The following is a 14,649-nucleotide window of genomic DNA, read 5'->3' as shown; positions in this document are numbered from 1 at the left end:
TAATAAAAAACCGTCCTGGAAATACCTTCGCCCTCAGCAAATGAAGCTTTGCTTATACCGGAAGCCCGCCACCTGCAAAACAGGTTATAATACTCGTCGTTGCTTATCTTTTTCATGATGCAACTATGCGATGTTTGCACCAGCTATGAAATATGGGGTTTATCGGACGGATACTGATTAATTGGAATACGTAATTTTGTGGAACAATACCCAAGTAGTTCCGGAATCTTTCAGAAAGTTGTGCATACTCTAATGCTTTATCAATGATTATCATTTACTTAAGATGGCTCACTTTACCCTTTAATGTGAGTACATTGGTGGTTTTCAGATGAAGTACTTAAACTGAAATCTATATTTGGAATTTAGGAAAAAGGGTTCTGAACTATTTTCCGGGAGACAGATATGTTCAACGCTCCTGACCAGCACCAACAAGCCGTGTGACCAAATGCCACTCTCTATAATTTATGTCAAGTTCTACCAAATCTTCCGACCCATCAAGGTTTGCACATATGAACTGATCTTGAGTCTTGATTCTTTCATATCGGTAATACATAGAAACGTCTTTTGAAAAGGTATTCCTGTATAAATTTTCTACATTCTATTGACTTTCTTTCCTTAACTGATCCAAGGTTTTTCCGATTCCCGGAAAAATTTCCTCAACGTTTTCTTCCTCAAAATTCCAATGTGATTTTCACCTATCCAAATACCTCAAAAACCGGTTTCAATCGATCAGAAATTTCGCTTCAGAAACAGCTTCTATATCCTCAAAAAAGTTCGACATTTTGCCGCTTCTCTCTACAAAAACCCCGTTTGCGGTACGTATGCGGGGTTTTTTGGTTTTTGGGGAAAGCGGCTCTGAAAAAGCAACTGGTCACCGGTCTGCAGGGCGTTTTCGGGATGGACGTCCAAACCATATTTTTTAAGCGCAGTGGTTGCCATCCTTTTTAGATGATCCTTGGCGGGGGCATTGGTGATTTCTAACGGATCCATAGAAAACCCCCTCTGGGCAGAAAGTGTCCGACAATTGTCCGAAAGCGCCTAGGTGGTTATTTTTCGCAAAATTTTCGACGGTGCTACCCCGAATTTTTTCTTAAAGGCAAAGGAAAAATGGGACAGGTCTTCAAAGCCCAGATCAAGATAGACTTCGGTGGGTTTCCTCTTCTTTTGCTGGATCTGGAAATGAGCCTCCTGTAATCGCTTTTGTTGGATCCAATGGCCAGGGGTATCCTTGAACAACTGTACAAACTCTCTTTTGAAAGTGGAAAGGCTGCGGCCGGTCAGAAAGGCCAACCGCTCCAGGCTCACGTTGAACCGGTAATGCTGGAGCATAAAGGCCTTCAAATCGATTTTTTGGGGAATGCTGAAATCAAAAAGAATATTAGCAAGCCCGGAATCAAGCTGCAAAAGAATCAAGAGCAATTCCTCCCTTTTTACATCCCTGAACCGGTCATCAATTTGACCGTCCCTTTGATAATAGGGGACCAATGACCGGATGAAGTTGGGGATCAGGTCCGTTTTTTCAAAGAATACAAATGTGCCTTCTGCATAGCGTGCCCCGGTTTTAAAAGCATGCTTCTTCTGGAAATCTTTCAGAAATGGTTCGTCAAACACCACCACTACCTTTTCAAATTGGTCATTTTCCTTTTGCTTGGCATACCTTGCCAAATTGTTTTTTCGAAGCAGGCAGTAGTCACCGGAATGCATGGCGTATTTTTTGTGTCCGTCATAACCTTCGACAAACCCTTTTGCCAAGAAAAAGAAAATATGCTCTGGGATAAACTGCTCGTCCGATATTTCCGGCCCGATATAACAGGACTTGATCTCCGGAGTGGCATATTGTATACCGCTCAATTTTAGTTTACTTCGGTCCACCACGATCTAAAGGTTTGGGATTCATCTTCAATATTCACTTTTTCACCGATAATCGGCGTCACCAGGGGAATTTCCTTCTCCAAGGCAAACCTGCTCACCTCTCGCAGAGGTTCATCCCAAGGGTGCATCGCGAGCCTAAACTTACCGGAGTGAACAGGCATCACCCGTTTTGCCTGAAGGTCGGCCGCCGCAGCAATAACCTGATCGGGCATAAAATGAATTTTATCCCAGGCTACATTGTACTGCCCATTTTCCAGGATCGCCAGATCGAATGGCCCGTGTGTAAGGCCAATCTCAGCCAAATGGCTATCGTAACCGCTATCGCCTCCCACAAAGATTTTGAGGTTGGGGGTCTCTATCACATAGGAAAGCCATAAGGTATTGTTTCTTCGCATGCCCCTTCCCGAAAAATGCCTGGCCTTGGTCGTATGGATTTTCAGTTCTCCAAAGGCCATGGTTTCATCCCAGTCTTTTTCGATGATCACCGAAGGGGAATAACCCCAATGTTCAAAATGAGAACCCACCCCCAGGCCACAGACCACTGTTTCTACCTTATCACGCAGGCCCACAATGGTGCTGTAATCCAAATGGTCGTAGTGGTCATGGCTGATCAGGAGGTAGTCGATCTGCGGAAAATCAGTTACCGTATATTGATCTGTTCCTTGAAAAGCTTTCATACTGCCGGGTATGGGAGAAGCATTGCCGCTCAACACCGGATCTACCAAAAAACGCTTGCCCCCGATTTGCATAAAATAGGAGGAATGGCCAAACCACACCAGCACATTTTCCTCTGGGACTAATTGCAGCAGATCGGTTTTGGTGGAAGGAATCAACCCCTTCGGATGGCGATTGGGATGGCTTTTGAAAAATTGGTCGAAAATAATCCCTGCCATTGAATAGCCTTCTGATAGCATGGGTGTGGGACTGAAATTCTCAAATTGACCGTTTTTGAATTGAGGGGATTCCTGGATCCTGGCCAGGCGATCCCCACTCGGGGATTTGCCAAACATGGGAAGCTGCAGAAACAATAATCCGCCCACTGCAAATAGCAGGATAATACTCAGTACTGTGATCATGATGCGTTTCAGTAAAACCAGGAATCTATTCATTTACAGCAAAGGTACACATTGCATCAATACCCAACTTTGTTGAAAAGTTCAAATTTATTTGTTGGGAGGGCCAGGTTATACCCCCAACTATTGGGGTGCACCGCAGTGTACTCGAAAGTTTTGCTAAAAGGGGCCCCCTTAGGGATTTCAAAATGGGGTCAACCTTAGAAAAGACCTTCGCGTATTTGACAACCCCAAAGGTCCGGCATCACAAACCTTTCCCTCTTCGTTAATATTTCTTAAATCACTGGATATGAATAGCTTTGTGAGAGAATTACTCCTATAGACTTGCTCGACCCACTGAGAGGCCCACTGACCTGATGACCTATCTGGTGAAGCGCTGTGTGGTCCTCCCGGGGGATGTACTGGAAATCAGGGACAGGCAGGTATATATCAATCAGCATAAAATGAACAACCCTGCTGGAGTGAAACTCTTATATGAAGTGGTCACGTATGAAGTGGTCACGGAATACCCCCTTCAGCCCCATCCGCTGCCCTGTCCGTTTTCTCGCCCAAATTCATAGTCATCTGCCCTATCTGATGTTAAACATGCCTGAGGTTGTAAAAGTGGATTTCGAGGGGGAAACTGGCCCCACTAATGAGAAATAACAAAAACAGGACTTGATGAAACCGGAAATGTAAAAGTATGTTCATTTTTTTCAAAATTCACAGGCTCACCATAAATATCCTGAATGTGCAACTTCTTAAAGGGTAAAGTCACTGTGCGCATTTCAGGAATTAACTTTTTGGACAGATTGTCGGTCCGTTTTTCCCAAATTATAATGATTTTATCTCCGGATATTTTTTCAACCAAAAAGCTTAAAATGTCTTCATTTTCAGATATTTCAATTTGACTGATATGTTGAAAGCCTTCCATTTTATGTGCAAAACCTTTCATTACCCCAGCAAGTGATCTGTAGTTTTTAAATTCTCCATTTTCATAATCAGCCATTTTGTTTTTGCCATACATGATCGTCATCAAATCGTACTTATTTTCTGTATCATGCCAAAAATCCCAAAAGAATGTCTTTTGAACACCTGCTTCCAAAGCCAGGATATTTCTAATGACCAAATCCGCTGCCTGGAATTTTTCATATAGCTTGCCATAATCAGAATCACTTTCTTCCAAAAATAGCCTCGTCTCAGGAGCCAGTTCGTCCTTCCGCTCATAAAAGGCCTTGATCTTTTCCTGCACTTGGTAATAGGCTGCAGTATCTTGGCTGGCATATGCTGCACTCCACTGGGCCAATAATGAGCCATACTGTCTATTGACCGGAAATTCCATAAATCCGGGTCCATTGTATTCTGAACAGATAATAGGGATATCATCCAATTTGTTGCGAAAGTAGGCTACCCTTTCCCGAATGGTGTAGGGATTGGCATATAGCCTCAGGTCAAAAACATCAAAAAAGCCCCGGGCCTCTTGGATGACATCTTCGAAAAAGGAAAGTCCGGCTTTTTGATTGGGCATTTCAGGCATCCCAGGTGGATTGAACAAACCATCATACCCACCCAATACAACCAGGGCTTTGGGATCCGCATCCTTGACCGCTTTGTAAAAAACCTTGGTTTGATCTATAAACTCCTGCTTGTTTCCAGCCCAATATACCGGATTGTTGGGTTCACAGTCATTTTGCCAGTATTTCACTTTTCCTTTGGTCCGTTTGACGAGTTGATAAATGAAATCATAATAATCCTTTTCGGACTTAGCAGGTGAGGGGGGCAAAAGATTCGTGGATATTGATGTAGCCCAAGTAGATGCGGAATAAATTGCCAACAATACCTCGTCTCCTTCAGCGAGCTGTTCCATCAATGCATCAACAATTCCCCATTCATATTTTCCTTTTTCAGGTTCGATTTGATTCCAAAAAAGATAAACTTTTGTGGAGTGGATTCCCAACTCCCTAATTTTGTCCATAAAAAGAGGCGGTTCTGAATTATGGCCATAATCAAACCCCCAAGCAATACCCAATGGAAAGGTGTTTTGTCGTTGGAGTTCCTGTGCTTTTAGCGGTGAACAGCAAATGAATTGAATGAAAAACAGGATCAAGGTGACCCGGTGACAAATTGTCGGTTTCATTTCCTGGAAATTTTTGATGCGTTATTTCGATAAATTTCTATCAGGCTTTGTGTAAACTCCCTTAATGATTCGAGCTCTTCGTTATTATAATGGCTAAGCTTCAAAATCACATCATGGGCCAAAGCTCCATAAATTTGAGCTGCTTTCTTTTCTTTTCCGGGAAGGTATGTTACGATGACCTTTCTTCTATCCAAGGGATCTTTTTCCCTTTTCACGAAACCTGATCTTTCCAACCTGTCGATGACACTGGTGATGGCTCCGGTGGTCAGGCCCGTCAACTTTGCCAGTTCCCCTGCAGTAGTGGATTTCCTTTCCATCAGGAAATCCAAACATTCTCCATCGGTGGCGTTGAGTCCTATACTTAGGGCAGCAAGACTCTGAAACAGCAAAGTTTCCCTGGTTAAATCTTTAATGGACTTGACCAAATCAAGTAATTCAGGTGAGTGTGTGGGATTGTCCATCTATCTTAATAATTAAATATCTTAATTATTAAGGCAAATATAAGGAATAGGTTTGTTTAAAAAAAATTTAAGGACCTTTTTATAATTTTACGATTGACTGCAAGGATTTAATTGTAAATCTTACCGTAAAAACCCAACTTTTGCCTGCAACTTGAAATAAAAATCTTTACAATTATAGAAAAAGAGGTCTTTCTGTTTTTGACCCAGTATGGGATAATGTTCCTCATCTTGGAAGGATAAATTGGGTGACTTTCCTTGTCATGTGTGATTTTATTTTGATAGCGCTGAAAACATTTAACCTATCGCGGTTTCGCAAATCAAGATAATGAGGCTGTACTCCTGTTCAGTCCCGGAATTTTCCTAAAAATCCAATACTCCCCAACAGAAAAAACCAGGAGGCTGGATAATAAGTCTTTGCCATTGCTCACTGCACCAAGTTTTCTTCTGTGAATGAAATAAAAATGATAAAAGAGAGTCCTACAAGGGTTCAAAACCCTTGTAGGACTCTCTTTTTTTCCGATGCCGGAATCGAAATAATATCGGGGGATTACCGGAGGTTTTTACCTATGATAAAACTTCTGTGATGATCTGTCAGGAGATTTTGATTTCTCTGGCAGGTTTTGGCTTGGCTTCTTCACGTTTCGGCAAGGTGATGTGAAGAATACCGTCCTGATAGTTCGCCATGATTTTATCCGCATCTATGGTATTTTCAGGAATACTGAAACTCCTTTGAAATGACTGGTAACTGAACTCACGTCTGGTGGTCCTGTCACCGTCTTTTTCTTCGCGTTCTGTTTTTTTCTCAGATGAAATGGTCAGTCTGCCATTATCAAAATTGATCTTGAAATCCTCTTTTTTCAGCCCGGGAGCCGCCACTTCGATCTGAAACCTGTTTTCATTTTCTTTTACATTTACAGCGGGCAGGGTCGAATCATTTCCTGCAAAATTCGAATTGTCCCAGTCCATCAAACCCCCATCGAAAAACCTGTCTATCAATGAAGGAAAAGATGGAAACCAATCGTTGGATCTTCTTCTTGCTAGTGTCATGGTTATTCCTCCTTTTTATTAGTTAAACATCTTAATAAAATGTTAAAAAAATAAATTCAAATTATGTACCAGAGCAAGGTTACAGGATGATTAATTGAAGGTAAATCGTTTGATTTTCAATATTATATAAAAAAACCCGTTTTTATCTCCTTAGCGCCATCGCTCCTGTATGTCATCCTGGCCTAACCATGCCAAAAGATGTCAATTTGACATATTGAAAAAAGGCCACCGGAATCACTTCCGGCGGCCCTATTATTTATTTTTACTACAGGATTAGCTATCATAAAGGCATTCCCAACGCTGCATACCAGATACCCCCATACAGGTGGTCCAGAAAGTCAGCGTCTTCAAAGGCTTCCTCCACGTGTCCCAGTCCGGTATAAAAAATCCGGCCGCCATCGTATTCATGATACCAGGAAATAGGGTGTACAGCGCCCATACCCATTTTGTTTCCGCCCCTCTCCCCCACATCATAGGAAGTCTCATCCAATTGGATCAAAATGTTTACTTTGTCATTGAAATTTTTGAACTCATACCATTCGTCCGTCCTGAGCCATTTTTCATTCAGATGATAGGTAGACGGATGATTCCCGTCCACCACTTCCATGCGGGCTGTCTGTTGGTGGGGGTGGTGGGCAAATTGGCCTCCGATCAGTTTGCTGTACCATTCCCATTCGTACTCTGTGTCTGTCGCACTGTGGACGCCTACCACTCCCTTTCCACTTTGAACAAACGCTTCGAAAGCAGCCTTTTGCTCTTCATTGAAAATGGTTCCCGTGGTGCTCATCAGAATGATCACATCGTATTTTTCAAGGTTCTCACTGGTAAACTGACCGGCATCTTCTGTGGCATACACCTGAAAACGGTGTTTTTCCCCTAGTTTTTTAATGGCAGCTACCCCTTCAGGAATGGACTGGTGCCTGAACCCCTGGGTTTTGCTGAAGACCAAGGCCCTAAACTGCGGCCTGGCCTGGCCAAAGGTCATTTCAGGTAAAAGCATCAGGACCAGCGCAATCACCAATAGGCCCAATGGTTTGAATGTATTGTTCAATTGATTCATGGATTATAATTATTTAAAACAAATGACGATTATACAATTATTATTTCACAATTTCGAATTTCTCCCCAGCTTCTTTTCTGCTAAAAGCATTAAAATGCCACCATTCTGATCCAATGCCTGAAAAACCGGCTTTTTTCATGACACTTCTCAGTATTTCCCTGTTATTCACATGTCCTTGTACAATTTTTCCTTCCCTGAGCATCTGTTTTTCCCGGTCCGGATAGGCCGCGTATCCAAAATAATCATAGTCAGTGCCCATGTCCAATGGTCTGCCGGTGTCGCTATGGGCCAGGGTAAGGTCCACAGCCACTCCGAAATTATGCAGGCTGCCTTTTTCGGGATCGGCCACATACAGTGGTTTTATACTGTCCGGTTTATCTAAATTGTCCCAGAGCACTTGCTGGACACTCAGAGGCCTGACGCCGTCATAAACCAAAAAGGTGAGATCCGGATGGTCTTCCTTTAGATAGCCGTGTGCCTGTTTCAACATTTCGGCCACCTCCGGTTGGAGGTAGCAGTTTTGGAGTTCGCCGTATACGTCTTTTCCGAAAAAATTATCTTCCGTAGAATATTTCAGCTCCACATAAATCCCGGGTATTACCGTCTTGATATCCACCAAACCCGCATTGATAAGCCGCTGTTCCAATTTTCCGACAGGCCGCTGTCCGGAGGAGAAATCCAAGGAAGCAGTGTCCGCTTCTGACAGTTCAGGCCATGCTTCCAGTGATTCTGCGGGCTCATCATTTCGGGGGGCCTGGCAGGCCATAAGGCAGCCAAAAAGATAAATGAACCAGGAAAACCGCATTATTGCTCTTTTTTGTGAAAGACCATGGTACTCGCCTGTGCCACGGGAAGAATAATTACATCGGCCATGACCACATGCGCCGGACGGGTCACAGCAAAAGTAATGATATCAGCAATGTCTTCGGCTTTCAAAGCATCAAATCCCTGATAGACGGATGAAGCCCTTTTCTCATCCCCTTTGAACCTTACCAGGGAAAACTCGGTCTCTACCAGCCCGGGATGGATTCCCATGACCTTGATGCCATAGGGGTTGAGGTCAAGTCGCATGCCTTTGGTGATGGCATCAACCGCATGTTTGGAGCCGCAGTAAACATTCCCTTTGGGATACACCTCTTTTCCTGCTGTGGAGCCCACATTGATCACCTGCCCCCGTTTGCGTTCGACCATACCGGGAATGATCTTTTTAGATACATAGAGCAAACCCTTGACATTGATATCCATCATGGCCTCCCAATCCTCCACACTGCCTTCATGGATAGGATCAAGTCCATGTGCGTTCCCCGCGTTGTTGATGAGTATTTCAATCTCCTGCCAGTCTGCCGGGAGAGAATCAATGGCTTCATTTACTTCGGTTTGGCTCCTGACGTCGAATGTGAGATAATGGTAAGGAGTACCTTGAGGCAGGTCTTCCTTAAGACTTTGCAGTCTTTCTTTTCTTCTGCCGCAGGCAAGGATCGCAAAACCTTCCTTGGCTAATGACACGGCACAGGCCCTACCTATGCCTGAGGTAGCCCCTGTGATAAAAGCAATTTTATTTTCCATAACTTAAATTAAAGGATTTCATTATGGATAAAAAATTTGGATAGGGTAATTGACCGGCTTTTTGTATCAGCCTACTGAAAGTTAAGGTAAATGGTAATGGATTTCCTACGGATATCAGTAATGGCGCCATCAATGCGGGGATCCGAATGCCCTTCTCTATACAGGTTCATGAGACCGTGCGAAAACCTGATTTCAGGGGAGAATTTAAAGTACTTAAAATACAGATCAAATCCCATCCCCATTTCAAGAGCCAAATCCCTGCCCAGCAAAACCACCGGGTCTTCATCGGCTTCTTCCTGTTTTTTGGTCCGGACCTGGCCGTTTACTCCCCCTATAAAGAACATACGGGTGTTGTTGAATCGCTCGGATTTATACTTGAAGAGAACGGGAAACTCTATCAGGGTTTCTTCGGTCATCAGAGGAACCGTGTTGATTCCTATTCCCCCTACTTCATTGGGATCGTCAGCAAAGAGCTGTACATCTGTCCTGTGTTCATAAAAGCCAACCTTAGGGGTGAACAGCACATTGACTTGGTCATGTAACCTTCCAGTGACCAAAAAACCCAGGGCAAAACCGGGCGAAAAAACAGGCATGATCGCCCTCACATTGGTCAGATTGGTATTATCCGGATCAAGAAAATCTTCAGAATACTTTATCCTTAAGGTGCTGTTATGGCCTGCTAAAAAAAAACCATAGGAAACATTCTGGTCATCGCTGCCCGACTTGTTGAATATAAAATTTCTTTCCTGACCATATACCAGGGAATTGAAGAAAAGGAAAGGTAAAATCGCTAATATTACTTTTCTCCTATATAAATGGAACTTATCCCGAATGTCAGTTCTTTGCATTTCGTGTTTTTGAAACCTACCTTTCGCAGAATTTCCAAGAAATCATTTCCATCAGGAAATGCCTGTACGGATTCCGGCAGATATGTGTAGGCGGCGTTGTCTTTTGATACTAATTTTCCAATCCGAGGTAAAATATATTTAAAATAAAAATTATAAGCTTGTTTCATGGGGAATTTTTTTGGTTTGGAAAACTCCACAATGACCGTTTTTCCCCCGGGCTTCAGCACCCGGTGCATATCGGCCAATCCTTTCTCCAAATTTTCAAAATTCCTGACACCAAAAGAAACGATGACGGCATCAAATTTATTTTCCGGGAACAACAACTTTTCCGAATCCCCCATCTGCAGTTCTATCAAATGGTCCAGCTTTTTCCTTTTGATTTTCCGGCGGCCTTCTTCCAGCATTCCGGCTGATATGTCCACGCCCACTACCTTGTCGGGATGGAGTGCCAGGGCCTCAATGGCGAAATCCCCCGTGCCGGTAGCAATATCCAAAATTAATTTTGGCTGGTCTTTTTCCAGCAGTCTGATGGCTTTTTTCCTCCAGGTAATGTCTATTCCCAAACTCAGCACGTGGTTCAGCAAATCGTATTTTTTGCTGATGTTGTCGAACATGCTGGCAACCTGTTGCTTCTTGCCTTCATTTTTATCTTTATAGGGAAGTACTGACATGTCGTTTGATTTCCATGCAATATTACTAACTAAACCCGAGCATTGGAAAAATGTTAATCATTTATTGGTTTGGCCTGAATTTAACAATTTGGTTAACTTTGTCTAAAAGGATACGGCCATGATAAAGAAACCCAGTTTTTTGGTTAGCAATACGGATTACAAAAAATGTCCCTCGCCTAATAGGCCGGAGTTTGCGTTTATTGGCAGGTCAAATGTGGGGAAGAGTTCCCTCATCAACATGCTGACCAACCATAAGAACCTGGCTAAAATTTCCGGTAAGCCGGGGAAAACCCAGCTGATCAACCATTTTGACATAGATGGACGGTGGTATATGGTAGATCTTCCCGGCTATGGGTTTGCCAAAGTCAGCAAAAGCTTAAAGTCCGATTGGGATAAAATGATCAGGGAATACCTCACCCGAAGAGAAAATCTCACGGTCACGTTTGTTTTGGTGGACAGCAGGCTTGATCCCCAAAAAATAGACGTTGAATTCATCTACTGGTGTGCGGAAAATGCCATTCCCGTGGTATTGCTTTTCACCAAGGCTGATAAATTGTCACTTTCAAAGACCAATGCCAATGTGAAAAAGTTTATCGGGGCCATGGAGGAAATGTTTGAGGAGGCACCTGAATACTTTATCACATCGGCGCAAACAGGACAGGGCAAAGAGGAAGTTATCCGGTTTATTGAAGAAAACGTTGAAGAGTTTTATACTGCTGGCCAAAATTCTTGAGTAATTTAGCTTTAACCTTATATTTGCAGGCTCAAAACACAGACGACATGGAATTTAAAGACATTGCAGCAGTTTCCGGCAAGCCGGGATTATATAAAGTGCTTAAGCCCAGCAGGAGTGGGGTGATCCTCGAATCATTGGATGACAAGAAATCGAAGCTTGTGGTAGGGGCGGCCCAGAGGGTCTCCCTGCTCAGTGAGATATCCATTTATACCCTTACTGAGGAAGGAGCTGCTCCCCTTAAAGATATTTTGCATAAGATAGAAAACGAGTTTGAAGGCGACACGGGTTTGGAGGGAGCTGACAATGATGAATACAAGGCGTTTCTCAAGCATGTGCTGCCGGAATACGATGAAGAGCGGGTATACGCATCGGATATTAAAAAGCTGCTGAACTGGTACCATATCCTAAGGAAGGAGCAGCCTGAGCTCTTACAACCTCAACCTGAAGAAGGGAAGGAGAAGAGCGACGAGGATAAAAAAGAAGAAAAAGGAGAGTAAATCTTGGACCTTTGGAACGTGAACGGGATTATGAGGTAAAGATCATTCAGTCGGCAGCGGAAGATCTGGAATCCCTGCTTCAGGTCCCCCTGAAACCTCCCATAATGGACAAATATGACCTTGCGCGTGCCTTGGCTCCTTATATAGGAAGGCTTCTGAACCAAGACTTTGAGCGTCTTTTGCAGCTGTGTTATAAAATTGATCTGGGTGAGGAAAAGCTGAAAAGCATCTTGCACGAGGAGGAAGCCGACCGAATAGTGGACCGGCTTTCTCTTGCGATCGTGGAAAGGCAGCTTCTGAAAGCCTATTTTAGAAGAAAATACAGTGGCTGATTTTTGTTTATTTAATTTGTTTCATTAAGCTTCCTAATTCCTCTATCATTTTTTCAGAGCCGATGAATAAGGGCGTTCGCTGGTGAAGGGAGGTAGGCACGATGTCCAGGATCCGGTTCTTGCCATTGGTAGCCTTGGCTCCCGCTTGCTCAGCGATAAATGCCAGCGCATTGGCCTCATACATCAACCGGATTTTCCCTAGGGGAGCCTTTTTAGTACCAGGGTAGAGGTAGATGCCACCTTTTAACATATTTCTGTGAAAATCGGCGACCAGACTTCCTATGTACCTGGCAGAAGCCCCTTTTTGCTTGCAATGGGCGACGTATTCCAGAACATCGTCCTCCAGATAAGGCTGGAGCCCTTCATTAATGGTATATATATGACCATCGACGGGTGCTTTTATGTCTGGATGGGAGAGAAAAAACTCCCCTAATGAGCGCTCGTAAGTGAAGCCATATACTCCGAAACCCGTGGTATATACCAACATGGTGGAGGAACCGTACAGCACGTATCCGGCAGCCACCTGCTGTTTGCCCTGCTGCAGCACATCTTCTTCCTGAATGGGATAGCCTATAGGGGTAACTCTTCTGTAGATGGAAAAAATCGTCCCGATGGAGACATTGACATCAATATTGGAAGATCCATCCAGAGGATCTATGGCCACGACATATTTTCCCCTGCTGTTTTGGAGATCGATCACTTCATCTTCCTCTTCCGACACGATCGCACAGACCTCCCCTCCCTTGGTCAAGGCCCTGGTAAAACGGATATTGGCTATAACATCCAGTTTTTGCTGTTCTTCACCCTGCACATTGGTGTGACCATAGGCTCCGGCTACATTGACTAAGCCCGCCCTGCTGATTTCCCGGGACACGATCTTTGCGGCAAGGGCAATGTCGCGCAGCAGCTGAGAGAGTTCTCCTGTAGCAAACGGAAAGTCAGCCTGTTTGCTTTTGATAAACCGGTCCAGCGTGGTGCCTACAGCATAGGCAAGTACGTTGTCATCTTGTATGTAAGGTTTCGTCTTCATAACTTTGAAGTTAAATAAAAACAACGCTTCATAACCATCCCTCATAAAGATTTTTCATGATCCAACCCCTCATATTTAAATTCGGCGGAGCTTCCATCAAAGATGCCGATGCCATAAAAAACATAGCCCACCTTGTCAAAAACCGCTGGAGCAATGGCCTGGTTATTGTCATTTCAGCTGCCGGGGATACCACGGATACCCTGGAAAAAATAATCCAATTGGCCTCGGAGGGAAAAAATTATACCCCTGAATGGACACGGCTTTTGGGTTATCACCTGGAAATATGCAATGACCTGTTTGAAAAACAGCATGGTATATTCGAAAGGGTCACCAATCATTTTTCCATACTGAAAAGAACCTTGGATACCGCCTCTTTCAAAAACGACGCGGGGTATTTTTATGATCAGGCCGTAGGTTTTGGAGAACTGATCTCTACCCGTATCGTACAGGAATTGCTGTGTGCGGAGGGCTTTTACTGTTTGTGGCAAGATGCCAGAGAGCTTGTGGCTACAGATTCCAGCCACAAAATGGCCAGGGTAGATTGGGCATTGACCATGCAGCAATGCAGAAGAATCGTCATTCCCAAATTGGAAAAATATCCTGTCATTACCCAGGGGTTTATCGGTCAGGATCTTTTAGGCAATACGACCACGCTGGGCAGGGAGGGTTCTGATTTTACAGCGGCCATCCTGGCGGTCAGTCTGGGCGCGAAGTCGGTCACGATTTGGAAAGATGTGGAGGGTATTCTTAACGGCGACCCGGACTTGTTCCCTGATGCGGTGAAATTTGACCATTTGGATTTTGAAGAAGCTGCGGAAATGACCTATTATGGAGCGAAGGTCATCCATCCCAAAACCATCAAGCCTCTAGCCAAACACCGCATACCCCTGTTTGTGAAATCTTTCTTAAAACCAGACGCACCGGGAACCGTGATCGGTCCCTTTCCAGATGACCCTAAGCTTCCCATTACCGTGGTCAAAAACAGGCAGCTCCTTCTGACCCTCCGGATCAGGGATCTGTCGATGGTGGGCGGGTTCCATTTTGAATACCTGTACAGCGGCATGAAAAAACTTAAATGGAACATCAACCTGCTGGCTGCTTCAGCTTCAAATATCAAAGTGGTCGCGGATGCCGTTGCCTATGACGAGAATCTTGTTCAGAAGACTTTCAGGGATATATTCCACGTGACGTTGAAAAAGGAGCTTACGCTCATCACGGTCAAAAACTACAGGGAGGAACATTATCAGACTTACGTTCATCCCAACCGTCAGGTATGGCTGGAACAGAAAAGCGAAAACCTGCTTCAGGTGGTGTTGGAAGAAAGCCAGGTTCCGTAATGG

At 44.1% G+C, this 14,649-nt stretch carries 17 protein-coding genes; 5 read left to right on the top strand and 12 right to left on the bottom strand.

What is annotated here, in order from left to right; translation table 11 throughout:
• Positions 1–795: 795 nt before the first annotated feature.
• Genes ACFPFU_RS19540 through ACFPFU_RS19530 form a run of 3 tightly spaced genes read right to left on the bottom strand, consistent with a single transcriptional unit; the run spans position 796 to position 2,981 of the window.
• A complete protein-coding gene (locus ACFPFU_RS19540) occupies positions 796–990 on the bottom strand; it encodes a hypothetical protein (protein WP_377067240.1) in 195 nt (64 codons plus the stop codon).
• Positions 991–1,038: 48 nt separating this feature from the next.
• Entirely contained in the window at positions 1,039–1,872 is an 834-nt protein-coding gene (locus tag ACFPFU_RS19535; protein WP_377067238.1) for a helix-turn-helix domain-containing protein, read from the bottom strand.
• Entirely contained in the window at positions 1,854–2,981 is a 1,128-nt protein-coding gene (locus ACFPFU_RS19530; RefSeq protein ID WP_377067236.1) for an MBL fold metallo-hydrolase, read from the bottom strand. Before ACFPFU_RS19530 ends, ACFPFU_RS19535 begins: the two co-directional genes overlap by 19 nt.
• A 320-nt stretch (positions 2,982–3,301) precedes the next feature.
• On the opposite strand from ACFPFU_RS19530, the gene ACFPFU_RS19525 reads away from it, so the two are divergent.
• On the top strand, positions 3,302–3,505 hold the full coding sequence (locus ACFPFU_RS19525; RefSeq protein WP_377067234.1) for a S26 family signal peptidase: 204 nt from the start codon (positions 3,302–3,304) through the stop codon (positions 3,503–3,505).
• A 71-nt stretch (positions 3,506–3,576) separates the two neighbouring features.
• Here ACFPFU_RS19525 and ACFPFU_RS19520 read toward each other — a convergent pair whose 3' ends face one another.
• The 8 genes from ACFPFU_RS19520 to ubiE form a co-directional block, all read right to left on the bottom strand.
• Complete coding sequence (locus ACFPFU_RS19520; RefSeq protein ID WP_377067232.1) at positions 3,577–5,061, bottom strand: beta-galactosidase; 1,485 nt, start codon at positions 5,059–5,061, stop codon at positions 3,577–3,579.
• Positions 5,058–5,522: a MarR family winged helix-turn-helix transcriptional regulator gene (locus ACFPFU_RS19515; protein ID WP_377067230.1), complete on the bottom strand. Its 465-nt coding sequence runs from the start codon at positions 5,520–5,522 to the stop codon at positions 5,058–5,060. Before ACFPFU_RS19515 ends, ACFPFU_RS19520 begins: the two co-directional genes overlap by 4 nt.
• Before the next feature lie 591 nt (positions 5,523–6,113).
• On the bottom strand, positions 6,114–6,569 hold the full coding sequence (locus ACFPFU_RS19510) for an Hsp20/alpha crystallin family protein (protein WP_377067228.1): 456 nt from the start codon (positions 6,567–6,569) through the stop codon (positions 6,114–6,116).
• A 280-nt stretch (positions 6,570–6,849) separates the two neighbouring features.
• Positions 6,850–7,629, bottom strand: a complete 780-nt coding sequence (locus ACFPFU_RS19505; protein WP_377067226.1) for a ThuA domain-containing protein — start codon at positions 7,627–7,629, stop codon at positions 6,850–6,852.
• Positions 7,630–7,669: 40 nt separating this feature from the next.
• The gene (locus ACFPFU_RS19500; protein WP_377067224.1) at positions 7,670–8,434 is read right to left on the bottom strand and encodes a M15 family metallopeptidase; all 765 of its coding nucleotides are present in this window, start codon (positions 8,432–8,434) and stop codon (positions 7,670–7,672) included.
• Positions 8,434–9,195, bottom strand: coding sequence for an SDR family NAD(P)-dependent oxidoreductase (locus tag ACFPFU_RS19495; RefSeq protein WP_377067222.1), 762 nt, complete (start codon positions 9,193–9,195; stop codon positions 8,434–8,436). Before ACFPFU_RS19495 ends, ACFPFU_RS19500 begins: the two co-directional genes overlap by 1 nt.
• Before the next feature lie 71 nt (positions 9,196–9,266).
• Positions 9,267–10,043, bottom strand: coding sequence for a type IX secretion/gliding motility protein PorT/SprT (gene porT / locus ACFPFU_RS19490; protein ID WP_377067220.1), 777 nt, complete (start codon positions 10,041–10,043; stop codon positions 9,267–9,269).
• Positions 9,992–10,714 (bottom strand): bifunctional demethylmenaquinone methyltransferase/2-methoxy-6-polyprenyl-1,4-benzoquinol methylase UbiE, encoded by a 723-nt coding sequence (gene ubiE / locus ACFPFU_RS19485; RefSeq protein ID WP_377067218.1) that lies wholly within the window; start codon positions 10,712–10,714, stop codon positions 9,992–9,994. Before ubiE ends, porT begins: the two co-directional genes overlap by 52 nt.
• 118 nt (positions 10,715–10,832) lie before the next feature.
• Between ubiE and yihA the strand changes: the two genes are divergently transcribed.
• Genes yihA through ACFPFU_RS19470 form a run of 3 tightly spaced genes read left to right on the top strand, consistent with a single transcriptional unit; the run spans position 10,833 to position 12,279 of the window.
• On the top strand, positions 10,833–11,447 hold the full coding sequence (gene yihA, locus ACFPFU_RS19480; protein ID WP_377067216.1) for a ribosome biogenesis GTP-binding protein YihA/YsxC: 615 nt from the start codon (positions 10,833–10,835) through the stop codon (positions 11,445–11,447).
• Positions 11,448–11,494: 47 nt separating this feature from the next.
• Positions 11,495–11,947: a DUF5606 family protein gene (locus ACFPFU_RS19475; RefSeq protein WP_377067214.1), complete on the top strand. Its 453-nt coding sequence runs from the start codon at positions 11,495–11,497 to the stop codon at positions 11,945–11,947.
• 11 nt (positions 11,948–11,958) lie between these two features.
• Positions 11,959–12,279 carry a hypothetical protein gene (locus tag ACFPFU_RS19470; RefSeq protein WP_377067212.1) on the top strand — a complete coding sequence of 107 codons (321 nt, stop codon included), beginning with the start codon at positions 11,959–11,961 and terminating at the stop codon, positions 12,277–12,279.
• Between the two features lie 7 nt (positions 12,280–12,286).
• Here ACFPFU_RS19470 and fbp read toward each other — a convergent pair whose 3' ends face one another.
• The gene (gene fbp / locus ACFPFU_RS19465; RefSeq protein ID WP_377067210.1) at positions 12,287–13,309 is read right to left on the bottom strand and encodes a class 1 fructose-bisphosphatase; all 1,023 of its coding nucleotides are present in this window, start codon (positions 13,307–13,309) and stop codon (positions 12,287–12,289) included.
• Between the two features lie 56 nt (positions 13,310–13,365).
• Between fbp and ACFPFU_RS19460 the strand changes: the two genes are divergently transcribed.
• Positions 13,366–14,646 carry an aspartate kinase gene (locus ACFPFU_RS19460; RefSeq protein ID WP_377067208.1) on the top strand — a complete coding sequence of 427 codons (1,281 nt, stop codon included), beginning with the start codon at positions 13,366–13,368 and terminating at the stop codon, positions 14,644–14,646.
• The last annotated feature ends 3 nt before the right edge of the window (positions 14,647–14,649 follow it).

Source organism: Negadavirga shengliensis (assembly GCF_042652345.1).
In the GTDB taxonomy this organism is placed as follows: Bacteria; Bacteroidota; Bacteroidia; order Cytophagales; family Cyclobacteriaceae; genus Negadavirga; species Negadavirga shengliensis.
Note: the sequence above shows the minus strand (reverse complement) of the source record. Positions and strands in the feature narration are given on the sequence as shown.

Bases quoted from the DNA above. Each gene is read 5' to 3' on its own strand.
- porT (WP_377067220.1), bottom strand. From the start codon at position 10,043: ATGCAAAGAACTGACATTCGGGATAAGTTCCATTTATATAGGAGAAAA.
- ACFPFU_RS19475 (WP_377067214.1), top strand. From the start codon at position 11,495: ATGGAATTTAAAGACATTGCAGCAGTTTCCGGCAAGCCGGGATTATAT.
- ACFPFU_RS19500 (WP_377067224.1), bottom strand. From the start codon at position 8,434: ATGCGGTTTTCCTGGTTCATTTATCTTTTTGGCTGCCTTATGGCCTGC.
- ACFPFU_RS19510 (WP_377067228.1), bottom strand. From the start codon at position 6,569: ATGACACTAGCAAGAAGAAGATCCAACGATTGGTTTCCATCTTTTCCT.
- ACFPFU_RS19525 (WP_377067234.1), top strand. From the start codon at position 3,302: ATGACCTATCTGGTGAAGCGCTGTGTGGTCCTCCCGGGGGATGTACTG.
- yihA (WP_377067216.1), top strand. From the start codon at position 10,833: ATGATAAAGAAACCCAGTTTTTTGGTTAGCAATACGGATTACAAAAAA.
- ACFPFU_RS19505 (WP_377067226.1), bottom strand. From the start codon at position 7,629: ATGAATCAATTGAACAATACATTCAAACCATTGGGCCTATTGGTGATT.
- ubiE (WP_377067218.1), bottom strand. From the start codon at position 10,714: ATGTCAGTACTTCCCTATAAAGATAAAAATGAAGGCAAGAAGCAACAG.
- ACFPFU_RS19540 (WP_377067240.1), bottom strand. From the start codon at position 990: ATGGATCCGTTAGAAATCACCAATGCCCCCGCCAAGGATCATCTAAAA.
- ACFPFU_RS19495 (WP_377067222.1), bottom strand. From the start codon at position 9,195: ATGGAAAATAAAATTGCTTTTATCACAGGGGCTACCTCAGGCATAGGT.
- fbp (WP_377067210.1), bottom strand. From the start codon at position 13,309: ATGAAGACGAAACCTTACATACAAGATGACAACGTACTTGCCTATGCT.
- ACFPFU_RS19530 (WP_377067236.1), bottom strand. From the start codon at position 2,981: ATGAATAGATTCCTGGTTTTACTGAAACGCATCATGATCACAGTACTG.
- ACFPFU_RS19520 (WP_377067232.1), bottom strand. From the start codon at position 5,061: ATGAAACCGACAATTTGTCACCGGGTCACCTTGATCCTGTTTTTCATT.
- ACFPFU_RS19515 (WP_377067230.1), bottom strand. From the start codon at position 5,522: ATGGACAATCCCACACACTCACCTGAATTACTTGATTTGGTCAAGTCC.
- ACFPFU_RS19460 (WP_377067208.1), top strand. From the start codon at position 13,366: ATGATCCAACCCCTCATATTTAAATTCGGCGGAGCTTCCATCAAAGAT.